The following is a 14,957-nucleotide window of genomic DNA, read 5'->3' as shown; positions in this document are numbered from 1 at the left end:
AAATACTTACTTCAATAATTGACTTATATGTTATTGTTCTCAAAAATTCTTTTGACTCTTAAAAAGCGGTTGAGGTTAAATTCATCGTAGAAAGGAGATGTTTTATCAAAACTGCTGATATGAACGTTTCCTTGGGAGTGAATAAACTGACCATTACCAATCCACATCCCCACATGCACCACTCTTTCTGTTTTATCTTCAGTTGCTTTTCTACCAAAAAACAACAAGTCTCCAACTTCTAATTTGGAATAGTGACCCAATGTATCGATTTCTGTTCCTTCCAATACCTGTAAAGAGGCATCTCTAGGAATTTGCATACCATTCATACCGTATACTGAACTTGTAAATCCACTACAATCCACCCCTTTATAAGAATTTCCTCCCCATGAATAAGGCACTCCCATAAAGGTTTTTGCCGTTGCTAAAAGGTTTTGTTGTGTCAACTTTCTAGTATTTGTCCATTCCTCTAACAATGTCACTTCATTTTTCTGAACGATTGCCTTTCTACCATCAGGATAAAGAACAATGTAGTATTTACCTCTATCTTCGTCTACTGCTAATAGATTACCGTATACTAAATCACTCACTTTTTGATTACGGTTTTCAATAGCTACACTACTGCCGTAATCTTGAGTATAAATGACTTTCGTTTTATGATCCCATTCGTTCAATGCTATTTCATCCATAGTCGTAAATGCACTTTTTATTAACCATGAAATATAACCATCTGAAGTCTTGGCTCTGTACCAACCACCTTTCTCTTCCAACAAAGTGATCTTTTCCCCCAAAAGGGCCTGTTTTGCCATGCCAGAAGAAAAACCTGGTTTTATACGCATATTGATCACTGAATTATTAATCACTCCGTAAATCTCACTTCCTAAATTTTGGTCAGGAAGCACCTTTACATCCACTTCTACGGAAGGTAAAATCTTTCCGATATTTTCTTTTATTTCCTTAATAACATGAGCATTTGTTGTGCTCCCTACTAGTACTTTTTTATTATTTTCTTTTTTAATTTCAATGTCAAAAACACCCAATCGGCTGTCCGGTACATAATGACTTTTAATTGAATTCAACATCAATGACAATGCTTCATCATCGTTAGGTACTGAATGACAACTAATAAAAAGTACGATAGATAAACTGAATAGTATATATTTTTTCATCATTAATTCATTTCTTTAAGTACAACACCATTACCATAAACATTTGGAAAATGAGCTTTACCATTGATAATTTCAACCCCAGAAGCAGGATCATTTTTCAATAATAATGCACCATCCATATCGACAAAATCTAACAACGGAAGTAACTGAGCTATTGCTGAAATGCCTACTGACGATTCTGTCATACAACCAACCATCACTTTTAAACCCAACTGACGGGCTTTTTCAATCATCCTTACAGCAACTGTAGGCCCCCCGCATTTTGTTAGTTTTATATTGATGGCATGAAACTGTCCAATACATTTTTCCACATCAGATTCCACTATGCAAGATTCATCTGCGAGTAATGGTAATTGAGATGATTTGTATACTCTCCTCATTCCTTCTACCTCCAACGGATGCATAGGTTGTTCAATAAGTTCTACACCCAATTCTTTAAAAGCAATGGAATTTTCAATACTTTCTTCCAGTCCCCAAGCACAATTAGCATCAACTCTAAAAATGGCATCAGTGTGTTTTCTCAAAGCTTCTACAATTTTGATGTCTTCTTTTGTCCCTAACTTTATTTTATAAATTGGGTTTGGGAATTCCTTCATCTTGGCGACCATCTCTTCAATCGTTCCAATACCAATAGTATAATTGGATAAAGGAAATACCTTCCCATCAACATCCCATGTTTTATAATTCTTTTGTCGATGCTTCTTTCCGTAAAAATCGTGATATGCTTCATCTAATGCACAAATCGGGAAACTAGCCCCTGCCAGCCATGTAGAAATTTTTTGATGAAACTGTAATGGAGACAAAGTGTCTAAGGCCGTTATTTTGTCTTCAATACTATGTATCGATTGAATAATTTGTTCTTGGCTGACACCATAAAAATTATTAGCTGTAGCCTCACCATATCCTGTATAATGACCGTCTGATAATGCCACAATCACTGATTTTTGAATATCTCTCTCATCATGGGCTATTTTAAAAGTATGTCTTAATTGAAGATCGACTGGATATACTTCTACTTTCATTATAATACCTCTTTCGATTTTAAATCACTTCTTAGATGGGGTATCAAATAAAAACAAGCTCAAGTATTTAAACTCTGTACTTGGATTTATTAAAATATGGGTTTCTTATTTTGCAGATAACAAGGATTTAACCAAAGCCACCTTTGGTATATAAAGTTTTTGGAACGCAATTTCAATCATGAAAAGATTTCTTTATGCCACCCTGTTGCACAATTTAATATTTTCAGCTGAAAGGGAAAAATTTCAAACCAAAAAGGCCATCAAATGCATAAACAAGTGATGGCCTTTTTGAAAAGAAGAAGTTCTTTTTCTTTTATAATTTTACTGAGTCAGTGAGTATTTAAACTGGAAACCGAATGCTGTTGATGTTCTTCTAAAAGCATTAGAGACTTTCGGATCATTGATTGTTCTATCAAAGTAACATTGTAAACTCGCTCTGTCATTCAACATATAGTTGATTGTAGGTCTTAAAGCCAAGTTCATATTACCTGCAGTAACCACATTGTCCTCATCAATTCTGTATTGAGTAGTTTGGTTATCACGAATAGAGAAAGCAAGTCTAAAAGTGATATCGTTTTTCAATACTCTTGTTCTACCCTTTGATCTAAATGGAAGTTTCATTCCCGATTTAGTATAACCAACATCTACCGTAAAATCATTATTCAACTGTTCTGTTACCTGAGCATTGGAGAGGTTTAATGCTAACAGTCTACCTTTATTATAATCAAATTTGATTTGCAAATCATTCATCAATTTGATGTTGATACCAATCAAAGGTCCAAAACGTTCTTCAATATTTACTTGGTTTATAACATAAACAGGAACGATATTTCCTTGACCGTCATCTTTGGCACTTGGTGTATCATTGATTCCTTTGTCTGGTCCAATCTCCGTTGCTCCATAAAGTAATGAAGAGTTATAACTACCTACCGTATAATTTGATTTATAACTATGCGATAAAGTGATCGTCTTAAACACATCATTTAATCCTTTAATGTTGGACAAACCTGTATAACGAATGTCCCAGTTTGGAATAGGGAATGAACTCGGAAAGGCTGTTAAACCAACATTATTTACATCTTGACCGGTATAAGCCGCTATGAAAGCTGGAATTAAAACATCCTGATCATTGTTGACATATTCTTCTTGCGATTGAGTTCTCATGGAGTTCAATCTGTTTTTCACAACCTCTCTATTGGCTACGAATTGATCAAAAATTGCAGATTGATTGTTTCCATCAGGTGCACTAAACGCCGTTGGTAAACTAAAGAAACTCATACCAAAAGTACCGGTTCTTTGAGGTGAAAGTGATTCATAATCATTCGTAGCTTCTGTAAATCGGAAAATCTCAGTATACGATTGTGTTGTATTGTGCTCACTCGTTAAAGTGATTTTCAAATCTTTGAAAGGCTCAAGATTTGCTCGCACTTGATACTTTTCTTGTTTTACTTGCGTAAACTGTTGATTGAGATATAAACTTGATGAAAGCCATCCACTTTTTGCTGCGTCAAAACGAATATTAGGATCTTGACTACCTAAAATGAAACCTAAACCTGGAGCTCCAAAGTTCTCATCAAAACCTAAGTATTTTGCCGTTGGCATATAACCCGGAAGAATTGTAGAGTTATTTTCTGAATACGTTAGGTCAACATCTTTAACCATTGTTGCCAAACGTATACCAACATCTCCTAAACTTTCTCCAGCAGATTTTCTTGGTGTTTCTCTTTCTTTCAGCTGTTTGTTGACGGCTAAAAGTTCTTGTTCGTATTCTTTGATTTCGGCATCAAGTTTTGCCAGCTTCGAATTTTTTTTCTCTTCCTCAACGGTATCCGTTTCTTTCTTTTCTGAAAGTGCAGCGATTTGAGTCGTATATTCTTCTATTTTCAATTCCAATGGAGCAATATCTTTCTCTTTAGCTTTATACTTCTCAATTTTTGTTTTAAGCTTCGCAATCTTCCCTTCCAACTTCTCTTTTTCCGCTTTTTTCTTATCTGCCTCTTCCGTTCTTAGCTCCTTTTGCTTTGCTCTTAGTTTTTTAAGCTTATCTTTCAACCTAATTTTCTCATAAGCCAATCGGGTGTTGTCTTTCTTCTTCTTTGAACCAGATGTATTTCTGGATCTCGATCGACTTCTAGAACGAGAGGAAACACCATTTTCCAAGTGATTTACATAACCTATTTTCTTATAGATACTGTTAAGGTCCAATTTGGAGTTAAAGGCAATATCTTGTCTGTTGGAAATTACATTACCCAGGGTATCTGCAATACCTAAAGTTCCTGCCGTCCAATTCGTATTCGCTGTATAACGTGCATTGGCCCCAATAAAATCTAATGCTGGAATTTTATTGATCGGTATATTGTAAGTACCTGCAATGGTCTGATTGAATTGTTTCATTCGTCCGAAATCCAATAAATTATTAATAATCGAATCTCGTTTCACATCCGTATCTATAGCCCCTTCAGGCTCATCAACCAATGCGTTTGCTGTAGCATTATAGTCCAATTTCAAACTTTTAGCAAAGTTCCAACCTAAGTTATATCCTCTATCAAAAAGGAACTGCTTTTCGTAGGTAGGCAAAATACCTTCAGTAGTAAATTGACCATCATCATTCAGTGTTCTGAATTGTGTATAGCGATAAGTACGGTTTAGATTACCTCTTACTGAATAAGAGTTTGGAATTGGCATAATATTAAAATCTTTCACCAATGTACCCCATTCACCCATTTCCGTATTTTTAAATGGCTCCCAATTTTTTAGTGGTGATTGATAAGAATAAGCTGCACCTAACTGCCATTGGGTGTAATCTCTAGCTTCCGTATTTTTATCCCTCATTTTGGAGTCAGAGTACCCGCCACTTAAGCTTAAGTTTTCAATATCCCAAGGATAACTCTTTGCCTCAGGGTTCATCTTAACTTTACTCAAATTAGAGATATTAATACTTCTAGACACCTCTAGGTACCTCACTTGATCCGCATAATAAGCTCCTTCTGCTGCGGTTTCAAAACTTCCTTGAGAGATATCCAAAGGCGTATCTGGGTCTAACGGGTCAAAATAAGGATTGGATCCCTTTTGATCATAACTCATATAAATCGGGATCGATAGACCTACACGGTTCAGGAATATTTTTTCTAAGTTAATATTCGTTGAGATACCAAATTCAAGATTACTTTCTCTTTGGCGATCACCAATTTTATCTTGAATTCCACCAAAACCGACAGTACTGTATCTTGTATTGGCTTTAATATTCATAAAGTCCGCCAACGTTGCATCCACTGAGGCGTTTGCTGCCCATGCAGAGAAAGTACTATATTCGGTAGCCCTTAACTCATTGGCCCAAATACATACATTGTAAGGGCTCGGATCTGTAGTTTTAGGGTTTCTAACACCAATCATTGCCGTCTGAACTGCACTTAAATCCGGATTACCTACCACTCTCACTCTATAGTTTCTGATGTTAGGTTGTGTCAGATCTGTAGGGTAAAGTTCATTCCTTTTTACACCACTTTTATTTCGCTCGGATTTTAATCTGTAGAGTTCTTCCAGAGCAATATCAATCTCATTTTCCCTAGGCCAAATCGCCTCTTGGGTTGTAGTATACCTTGGTGTGATGTATAAAGGAACTTCAATTTCATAGTAGTTATCAACCAAATCGGTACCCACTCTTAAGAATGCTCTCAAATCTTCATCTTTCGCATTATCAGATTGAGCATGGAGCTCCATTTTAATTCTTTTATAATTGACAAGGTCCAAGCTAAAGTTCTTAAAGACCGCTACACCGTCATCATCACCCAGATTATCGATACAAACTTGAAGCGACTGTTCGTTAATTCTTCTTGAAACCGTTGATGTTGCATCATAGTCTCTTTCAAAACCTGGAGGTAATACATAAGGAATTTTGCCACTTTCATCTGTTACACCATTTTGCTCAATGTTTACCGATGAAATGTTTACAGTTGCAGTAGATGGATTACCTCCTTCATCATCAATATTCAATGTGTAAGGTCTCCATTGTGCACCTACCAATTGGAAATTCAACATTCTTAATACAACAGGCTGCTCCCAGTCTGTCATAAATAAACGAATGAATTTGATTGATTTGAAATTGTCTATGCTACCAAACTTCTCATAATTATCTTCATTACGAATAGGAATTCGAACTTGGTACCATGTCACTAATTCTCTTGAATCTGGAGCTTCTGATGTTACTCTGTCGACGATATACGGGTTGTTGGACAATTGATTTGGACGCATCTCAAACTCGTACTCGTAGTAAGCATTTAGTTCATTCAGCGTATTGTCTCCATTTAAATCTTCATTGTTTGGATAATTGGTATTTGAAGGTGTAAAAGACGTTCCTCCTGAATTTTCAGGTGAGTTACCGTCAGGTCCATTAAAACGTTTATAACGCTCTAATACTTTTAAATCTTCTGCATCTAAATCTCCACCCAAATAATATCTAAAGTCATCACTTGATGGATCGGCAAGAATAGCAGCTCTAGCCTCTGGCGATAATACATTGGGTAATTTATCAATGAAATTTGTTCTAAAGAAATCAGCTTCTTCTTCACTCGTCAAACCATCATAACCAACATCTTGTGCAGCTCTTGGAACTGCTGTATTGAATACGTTATTAACAAATTGTGTGGTAGGCGAGTAACCCCAAACTGATTCGTTCAATAGACTTTTGTTTGTTGTCATTCCATTTTCAAAGAAATGTCTTCCGTCAGGAACTACATCTTCAGAAACGCTACCTAAATCAATGTATAGTTTACCCCCCGTATTGTTATTTTGACCTTCTACCAACGCATTTTGTCCTTGAATGAAAGGGTCCATCATCCAGAATTCCAAATACTGAACGTTCAAGTTATCAAAATCTACATCAGTGGTAATAGCTTTCGTAATTGCACCAAAATTTTTGGTAGGGTCTTTAAGCGTACCATCTGCATTGAGATCTGTATTGTAGTTGTAAGGCCCTTTTTCTGTTGGATAATAAGCGAGGTCAAATGTCACCTCATTGGTATTGATTTGATTGGCTTGACGGTTTTTAAATACCTCATTATATGGGATAAGTCTCACATAATGGTTTTGCATATCTTCATCCGAAATATTAGAAGGTCTACTTGTATTTCCTGATGTATAATAAAATACGTTATCAATATTATACCAAGATAATAATGCTCTTCGGTCATTGTATTTCAATGAATCTTGAGGCGTCATCGGCGGATTATCCTCCAAGCCTTGGTCTTTCAATATTTTCAATGGAGTACTACCGTGTGCCCAAGACGTCGGGTTTAATCCTAAATCATAGGGCACCTCTGCTCCTTCAAAGTCATCAATATAACCAGTACCATCTGTTCCGATTAAAGATGGAGTACCTGGTATCAATTGGGCAAACTCTCCTTTAAAAGAGAAACTAGATCTTTCTTTTGTATCTAAACCTGGAATACCATCTACTAACTTTGTCAGTAATCTCGATTCTGTAGTGTAATCCAAGGTAAGACCCCACATGGTATTCTTAATGGGTTCACTTCCCACATTGACACGAGAAATCAAGGGTTTTTCTGAAAGGTGCATTAATGTACCAGAAATAATGAAATCTTCATTAAAGTGATATTCTAAATCCACCCCTGCCAACGTTTTCGTCTGGAAGTTAAAAAGGTCTGCTCTCTCGTATGTGATTCTGATATCTTTACCTGAAGTCAATACACCTTGATCCAAAATGGTAACTCTACCAAATTGATAATCTACTGTATATTGTACTCCCTCTGTCAAGGTAACTCCACCTGAAGTAATCACTACAGAGTTTTCTGCAATATTAATTCCTGGAAGTAATATCTCATTAGATGAACCTCCTTTGTAACTACCCAACATGAAGTATTTGTTCTGCCTAGTATTCAATACGGCATCAGCCTGCGTTTTTTCATACAGGTCATTGAATACATATTTATCTTGAATAGTTACAGGATCGTTTTGTAAACTTGTTTCTATCGTAGAGCCAAATGGTTCTAATACAGGGAAAATAATCCGTCCGTTTTTAGAATCTACAGTCACGCCTTCCACAAAGTCAAAGTTACCATCCTTTTGAAGTTCTAAGTTCATATTCAAACGATCCAAACCTGTCACTTCGATCAATGGTACACCTGCAATAGCTCCTTCTTGAATACTTGGGTTGTCAACACCCGTTGCATCATCTCTATAGATAATTCTAAATTGGAAATCCTCTTTTTGTATTCCTGATGTTTGTAAAGAATAGATATTCTTCATCATTAAGTCCCACATTGGGAATACAACTTCTTGACCAGGGTTGTAAAGGTCAGGTGCTTTTGTAATGATCGTTGAAGGACTTAATAGTTTCATGAACATTACCTCATCTTGAGAAAGGTTCGCTAAGTCCTCATTCAATTCACCCACCTTATAGTTCACTCCATTAAAGGTGTATTCAAAAGCGATGGCTAATACTTCATCATTTCTCAATGGAGAAGATAAAGAGACATAACCTAATTGTTGATTGTATTGGAATTCAGTGGGAGATAACTCTCTTGCACTACGTAAAATTTCAAATTCAGAACCATTTTCTAATCCTATTCCCTCAAGTTGACCTTTTATTGCGTCAGACTGACGGTTAAGGTTTCTGACCTGATTGTACAATAAGTTGGCATTATTATCAGCGGCAGAATTATTATTACTGATATCTACCCAAGCTGGATTGTATGGAACGGCTTCACCCAAATCCATTAAACCGACTAAGTTTCTTTGTGTTTCGGTGTCGTTACTTCTATTTGTAACATAAACCTTCATTCTTGTTACAACTACACCTGAAATAATATTGGGAGTGGCCTTTAAAGATTCTTCATATTTACCTCTGAAGAAATGCCCAATGAAGAAGTGTCGATTATTATCGTAAGTATCGGATCTAAATTCAAATTCTCTGTTCTGACCACCATTCTTGATCGTAATCGTTTCTTGCGAACCTCTTTGTGAAGAGAAAACACTACTTACATATAGATTACCAAAACGCAATCTAGAATATACACCAAATAAGTTTTGAGCACCTGAAATCAATGAATTTCGAACATTAAAACTTACGTTACCTACTTGAATATCCTGAATGATATCATAATCATAGGCCGTGTAACTCATATTATATTGTTGATCAAACTGGAATGTACTCTTGGTATCGAAATTGGCCGATAGTTCTAACTTATCTCCAATCTTACCAACCATACCTAATCCTACTTGTTGATCAAAATTGAAACCACCATTTCGTTGTTGTGTTACAGGAACTTGTGGATTATCAACTCTTTGAAAAAGAAAACCAAAATCCAACATGGCATTACCATTCAACTCAAAGTCAAGCGTACTACCTCCAAACAAGAAATCGGCAGCTCTACCCAATTCAATTTCAGGGATCAAACGACCTCCATCCATTCCAGGCAAAACATCATTACCATCTTGAGCTACAGAAAGACTATTGTAATAATCAGCCATCTGCTTTCTGAAGAGGTAGTCTTTATAGGCATCGTAATGAATGTAAGAAGGGGTTCTATAGTCTACATCACCATTCAATGTCTCCTTCACATTGTAGGTTTTACCTGCAGAATCAATACTAATACTCGTTTCCGTATTTGGTTTAGTACTAATCAGAGGAGACTTTCGTTCAGGAGAGGCAATAGGATCCCCGAACCTATCTTTTTCATAAGGCTTAGAAGGCACATATTTACTTGTGTCTTGTTCTTGTCTTATCTCCTGAGGTTTCTCTTGCTGAAAAACCTCGTATGCTGTACTATGATATGCTGTTGATGAATAAGCATCGTTTAAAAAGAATACATATAACAGTACGTTGACAATAGTTGCAACTGTAAAGCGAAACAAATTGAGGTCAGATTATGTTGATAATTTAATGCACGCAAGGTGCTCAAAAAGTAAAAAATTTATCTATAGGCTGAGGAGATTAATTATTTTTCAAAGCTAGTTTTATTAATTTTTCAACTGATAAATCTGAACCATGTTTCTTGATAATCAGTTTGATCGATTTCTGTGCTCCTGCTCTTGTAAAACCTAAAGCTACAAGTGCGTCCATAGCTTCATCCACTTTAGCGTTATCTGGTGCTACGGCAACAGTGGTTTGCGTCAACTCTCCTGAATACTGTAACTTAGATATTTTATCTCTCAACTCGATCACTACTCTTTGCGCAGTTTTGGCTCCAATGCCTTTTACACTTTGAATAGTCTTCGAGTCTTCCTGCATAATCGCAGAACATATTTCAGATGAAGACAGAGAAGATAAAAACGCTAATCCAGTGGAGGGTCCTATACCTGAAACACTTATCAATAATAAAAACAAGCTTCTGTCGTTTTCAGTCGCAAATCCATACAACTGTTGGACATCTTCTTTCACATATAGATAAGTATATAAAGTACATTCTTCTCCTTCATTCAAAAGACTGAATGCATTTAATGGCCAACGAATTTCATACCCAATTCCTTGTACGTCTAACACAGCGAAAGTGGGAAGTTTTTTCGTTAACTTCCCCCTAATATAGTAATACATCTTTAATTTCTCTAGTCTATTTCCTTGAATGTCTTTAATTGAGCTTCCATTTCTCTTACAAGCTCTCTTTTATCCATTCCTGGTGCAAAAATGAAGCCTTCTACGTAGTATAAATAGGCTCCTGATTTATCTGTAAAAGTATAGCTCACAAAAGGACCACCCATTGTGATATTATTCGTTTTCCAAAGTCCTCTTGTCTCAATAGCCAAGCGTCCATCCACTTTTGTGTTTTGCGACTCTACTGGTACTAATTTCTCAGTCACTACAAAAGAGTTTTGGTTACTTGGGTCACCATACAAATACTGCTTTGCCAACCTATCTCTATCGATAATGATTTGCTCAGGGTCAAATTGCTTTTGATCAGTGTAAGGTACTCTAGAAATGAAAATATTTTTATCAAAGCTTTGCTCTGGATGTCTTAACCATAAAAAGTTATCATCATTTTGAGCTACTTTATAACCATCTAATAATTTCATAGAAACGTTCATGTTCTTTCTTAAAAACTTGTCCGTTACTCTTGAATATGTCTTATTGATGGCTTTTTGAAGGTTCTTTGTTTCTAAATCATGAAAAGGCTCTGCGATTGCTCTTTGTTTTGCAGGGTCATTCAAAACCTCTCTTAATGTTGCTTCATCTTTCGCAAATAATAGCTCGACTGTTTGCCCTTGTGCCCACGCATCGTATTTGATAAAATGAAATTTATCTTTCTCTTTTCTTAATTTCTCGATTACACCTTTCCCAAAAAATGATCTTAAAACGGCACTTTCTCTCGTATTTTGATCAAATGTTGTTACGATCAATACATTTCTAGCTTGCTTAAGAATACTTGTAAATCCTGAAGGGATTACCTGTGTTACTGTAAATTGAGGTTCTGGCTGAGGTAGTACTCCTCTTGATTTCCCTAATACTAGTTTGTATAAATCAGCACCTACTCCGTCTTGAGGTTTCCATTGTACAGAGTCCATCACCAACACCATTTCACCAGGTTTCCCCTTGGCCATTGGTAAATAAGACTTTTCTAAATCAGATTTAGCACCTTCTTTAGAAAGACATGAAAACATGAAAAACGATAGGTTGAATAAAACTAGGAATCGAAGTATTGTTTTTGACTTGATCATACTCATTTCTTTTAATTCTAAAATGCTGAACAATTGTTTAGGAATTCTAAGCTTCTCTGCTCAGAATAAGTGTAGTATTCTTTATCTCTGCAAAAGCCAACATGTCCCCCTTTTTTTGGAGCTTCCAAATATAAGTATTTACTCTCTTTTGCAAGATCAAATGGGTAACTTTCTTTGGTGAGAAAAGGGTCATTTAATGCATTTAAAAGAAGAACAGGCTTTTGGATATTATTTATTTTCCTTTGTGGACTAGCTTGATAATAAAAGTCGTCTGCTGATGTGAATCCATGCAATGGTGCGGTATAAAAACGATCAAAATCCCTTAATGATTTGATCTTTCCTTCCTGAATTAAACGATCATCAATCCCGTCCATTACTTTTGTTTTGGCTATAACTTTAGCACTCAACTTCTTATTGAACTTTTGATTATAAAAACGTTTCGATCTTTTCTCTAATTCATCACTGCAAGTCTTTAAATCAATAGGAGTTGAAACTGCTACTGCACCAATTACATTATCAAGTTTTAAAGACGGTGTACCTAAAGTATTTAAAGAAATGGCACCTCCCATACTAAAACCTACGAAAGCGATTTCCTTATAATTATACTTTTCTATTTTTGATAAAACCACTTCTACATCTTTGATATCTCCATGATGATAGAACCTTGGTAATCTATTGATTTCACCACTACATGATCTACAATTCCATCCTAAAACATCCCATTGATTTTCTGAAAATAGTTTTGCGATCCCTTTACAATAATGTCTATCAACACCACCTTCCAGGCCATGTAAAACAATCACCAAACGTTGATTACCATTTCTCAACCAATCAAAATCAAAGAAATCGCCATCTTCCAATTCAATTCGTTCTCGTTCATAAGAAACACCTTCTATTTTTCTTTGGATAGATGGAAGAATGGTCTGTAGATGTCCATTAAATTGCCAGAACGGCAGTTTGTACTTTTGAGGTTTAACAATTGGCATTTTAATTCACAATAGTCTGTAAACGGATCAGGATATTTTTCTCATCCGTCATAAGTTTGAAATAGTCTCGAAAAACTCCACTTTCAGTTAACTTTATTTGAAGAGGAATCATCAAAATCTCTCCTTGTTGTACCAATCTAGGGTACTGCATCGTCTCTGCTTTTCCTTTTGTATCAAATTGGTTAAGCACTAAAGGTTTCTGTCCAAGGTTGGTCACATACAACGGATAGTTGATAACATCTCCTTTTTTCCCTTCTACTCTTAAAGCATATTTTGATAGTAACGGGATCGCACTTTTCGCAGATTTCCAAGGAATATGATACTCATTATTAGTAGCAATTATTGGATTGGAATTCGCCACTGTTCCCTGTAAGGAAATCGTATATTGACCGATTTTACCGTTCGTCAATAATACAATACTTCTATAAAAAGGCGTTTCTCCTTCTGTAGGTTTAAAATCAACACTGATCGTAGCTGAATCTCCAGGGGCTATCATTTGTTTTGAAAAAGAAGCCTCAGAACAACCACAGTCCGTATCTATTTTCAACAATTCAACGCTTTGCTTTCCTATATTTTTAAAAGGGATAATGATATGGTAAGTAACTTCATGACTTACGACTCCAAGATCGATATTTTGATTACTAAACATCAGTACGCCTTCATTGGCAACTGCATTAAAATGAAGTGCAATGAACGCACATATTGTCAGTAATAGTTTAATAAAAGACCTTTCTTTCAATACCTTTTTTCTTTCGAAGAATTCCACGGATTATTTTATTTACATCAGCGTTGTCATCATAAGGAGTAATGACCTTTTCGAGTTCTTTTGGAGAGTAGTTTTCGTTCATTTTGATGTAACCGAAACCTCTGTAAATTCCTTTTGCAATTTGTACAACGGCTCTTTCATCTTCTTCTCTTCCTTTGTCAATTAAGAACATATTAGGAACTCCATAGCTAAATCTCATTGAAGCTTGTAATGCTCTTTTATTGTAATCTTCGGGAGTTTCTTCACCGACACAAGCACCATTACAATTTTTCAGATGATACCTAAAACAAGCTTTATCACTGTGGTCAATACCTGACAGTTTCTGACAAAGATTATTCTTATCCACCATCCTATCTAAAATCTTTTCCGCTTCTTTTCTTGAAAAAGTTGTAGTAACAGGATGATCACCTTCAGATAATGGAGCTATACTGAAATTAACATACCCATTATCATCATAAGACTGATAAATACCAAAGAAGGTCTTCGCACGTCGTTGTGCTCTGTTAAACCTTGGAAGGTGTTTCTTAATTTCGTCAGATTCCAATAACAATGCAATTAATTCACTGCCCGTGAGCGTAGTTTTCACATCTCTTACCATTTCAGCCATTCTTATGGCTCTTGGAGTGCTCTTATTTGAAAGATGTTGGAGGATTCTTTTTCGGATATTTTTACTTTTACCGATGTAGATTAATTCTTCCTCAGCATTGTAGAGATAATACACTCCTGTTTCGTCAGGAAGATTATCTATTTTATCTTTTGAAAGCTGGTAATGTTTCTTTGAAGAATAAACATCATAATCAGTCATTTCTTCAATTACTTCATCCGCTTTTTGTTGCTGTAATAATAATTGGAATAATTTAGCTGTAGCTTCTGTATCACCAATTGCTCTGTGCCTTGAATTATGTGGAATACCAATTTCATCACATAGTTTCCCCAAACTATAAGACTTCTTCCCAGGTAATAATACCCTTGATAATTCAACGGTACACACTGAATTTCTTCTGTACTTGTAGCCTAATGATTTAAACTCATCTTTCACAAAGTTGTAATCAAAGTCCGCATTATGAGCTACAAATAAGCAATCTTTCGTTATTTCAACGACCTTTTTGGCGATTTCAAAAAACTTTGGTGCATTCTTCACCATTCCATTTTTTATCCCTGTCAAATTTTGGATAAAAGGTGGAATATTCATTTCAGGGTTCACAAACGACTCAAAGCGATCTATCTCAACACCATCCTCTAAAACAATGATGGCTATCTCAATAATTCTTCCTCCTTGGGCTACCGACCCTCCTGTTGTCTCAAGATCAATTACAGCATATTTCATAAGCTGACAAAGCTAATAAAA

General features: G+C 35.7%; 8 protein-coding genes. All 8 read right to left on the bottom strand.

Annotated elements, in window-relative coordinates:
• Positions 1-23 precede the first annotated feature (23 nt).
• The gene (locus IC221_RS19615; protein ID WP_188170588.1) at positions 24-1,166 is read right to left on the bottom strand and encodes a C40 family peptidase; all 1,143 of its coding nucleotides are present in this window, start codon (positions 1,164-1,166) and stop codon (positions 24-26) included.
• A gap of 2 nt (positions 1,167-1,168) precedes the next feature.
• The gene (locus IC221_RS19610; protein WP_188170587.1) at positions 1,169-2,188 is read right to left on the bottom strand and encodes a dipeptide epimerase; all 1,020 of its coding nucleotides are present in this window, start codon (positions 2,186-2,188) and stop codon (positions 1,169-1,171) included.
• Between the two features lie 321 nt (positions 2,189-2,509).
• Entirely contained in the window at positions 2,510-10,060 is a 7,551-nt protein-coding gene (sprA, locus tag IC221_RS19605; RefSeq protein ID WP_188170586.1) for a cell surface protein SprA, read from the bottom strand.
• 79 nt (positions 10,061-10,139) lie between these two features.
• Entirely contained in the window at positions 10,140-10,739 is a 600-nt protein-coding gene (gene ruvA / locus IC221_RS19600; protein ID WP_044202605.1) for a Holliday junction branch migration protein RuvA, read from the bottom strand.
• Positions 10,740-10,750: 11 nt separating this feature from the next.
• Positions 10,751-11,857, bottom strand: coding sequence for a DUF4837 family protein (locus tag IC221_RS19595; RefSeq protein WP_188170585.1), 1,107 nt, complete (start codon positions 11,855-11,857; stop codon positions 10,751-10,753).
• Positions 11,858-11,874: 17 nt separating this feature from the next.
• The gene (locus IC221_RS19590) at positions 11,875-12,843 is read right to left on the bottom strand and encodes a YheT family hydrolase (RefSeq protein ID WP_188170584.1); all 969 of its coding nucleotides are present in this window, start codon (positions 12,841-12,843) and stop codon (positions 11,875-11,877) included.
• Between the two features lies 1 nt (position 12,844).
• The gene (locus IC221_RS19585; RefSeq protein ID WP_188170583.1) at positions 12,845-13,609 is read right to left on the bottom strand and encodes a DUF1573 domain-containing protein; all 765 of its coding nucleotides are present in this window, start codon (positions 13,607-13,609) and stop codon (positions 12,845-12,847) included.
• Positions 13,560-14,936, bottom strand: coding sequence for an exonuclease domain-containing protein (locus IC221_RS19580; protein WP_188170582.1), 1,377 nt, complete (start codon positions 14,934-14,936; stop codon positions 13,560-13,562). Before IC221_RS19580 ends, IC221_RS19585 begins: the two co-directional genes overlap by 50 nt.
• Positions 14,937-14,957: the final 21 nt, after the last annotated feature.

It is taken from the genome of Flammeovirga sp. EKP202, assembly GCF_014534745.1.
Classification (GTDB): Bacteria; Bacteroidota; Bacteroidia; order Cytophagales; family Flammeovirgaceae; genus Flammeovirga.
Note: the sequence above shows the minus strand (reverse complement) of the source record. Positions and strands in the feature narration are given on the sequence as shown.

Bases quoted from the DNA above. Each gene is read 5' to 3' on its own strand.
- IC221_RS19615 (WP_188170588.1), bottom strand. From the start codon at position 1,166: ATGAAAAAATATATACTATTCAGTTTATCTATCGTACTTTTTATTAGT.
- IC221_RS19610 (WP_188170587.1), bottom strand. From the start codon at position 2,188: ATGAAAGTAGAAGTATATCCAGTCGATCTTCAATTAAGACATACTTTT.
- ruvA (WP_044202605.1), bottom strand. From the start codon at position 10,739: ATGTATTACTATATTAGGGGGAAGTTAACGAAAAAACTTCCCACTTTC.
- IC221_RS19595 (WP_188170585.1), bottom strand. From the start codon at position 11,857: ATGATCAAGTCAAAAACAATACTTCGATTCCTAGTTTTATTCAACCTA.
- IC221_RS19590 (WP_188170584.1), bottom strand. From the start codon at position 12,843: ATGCCAATTGTTAAACCTCAAAAGTACAAACTGCCGTTCTGGCAATTT.
- IC221_RS19580 (WP_188170582.1), bottom strand. From the start codon at position 14,936: ATGAAATATGCTGTAATTGATCTTGAGACAACAGGAGGGTCGGTAGCC.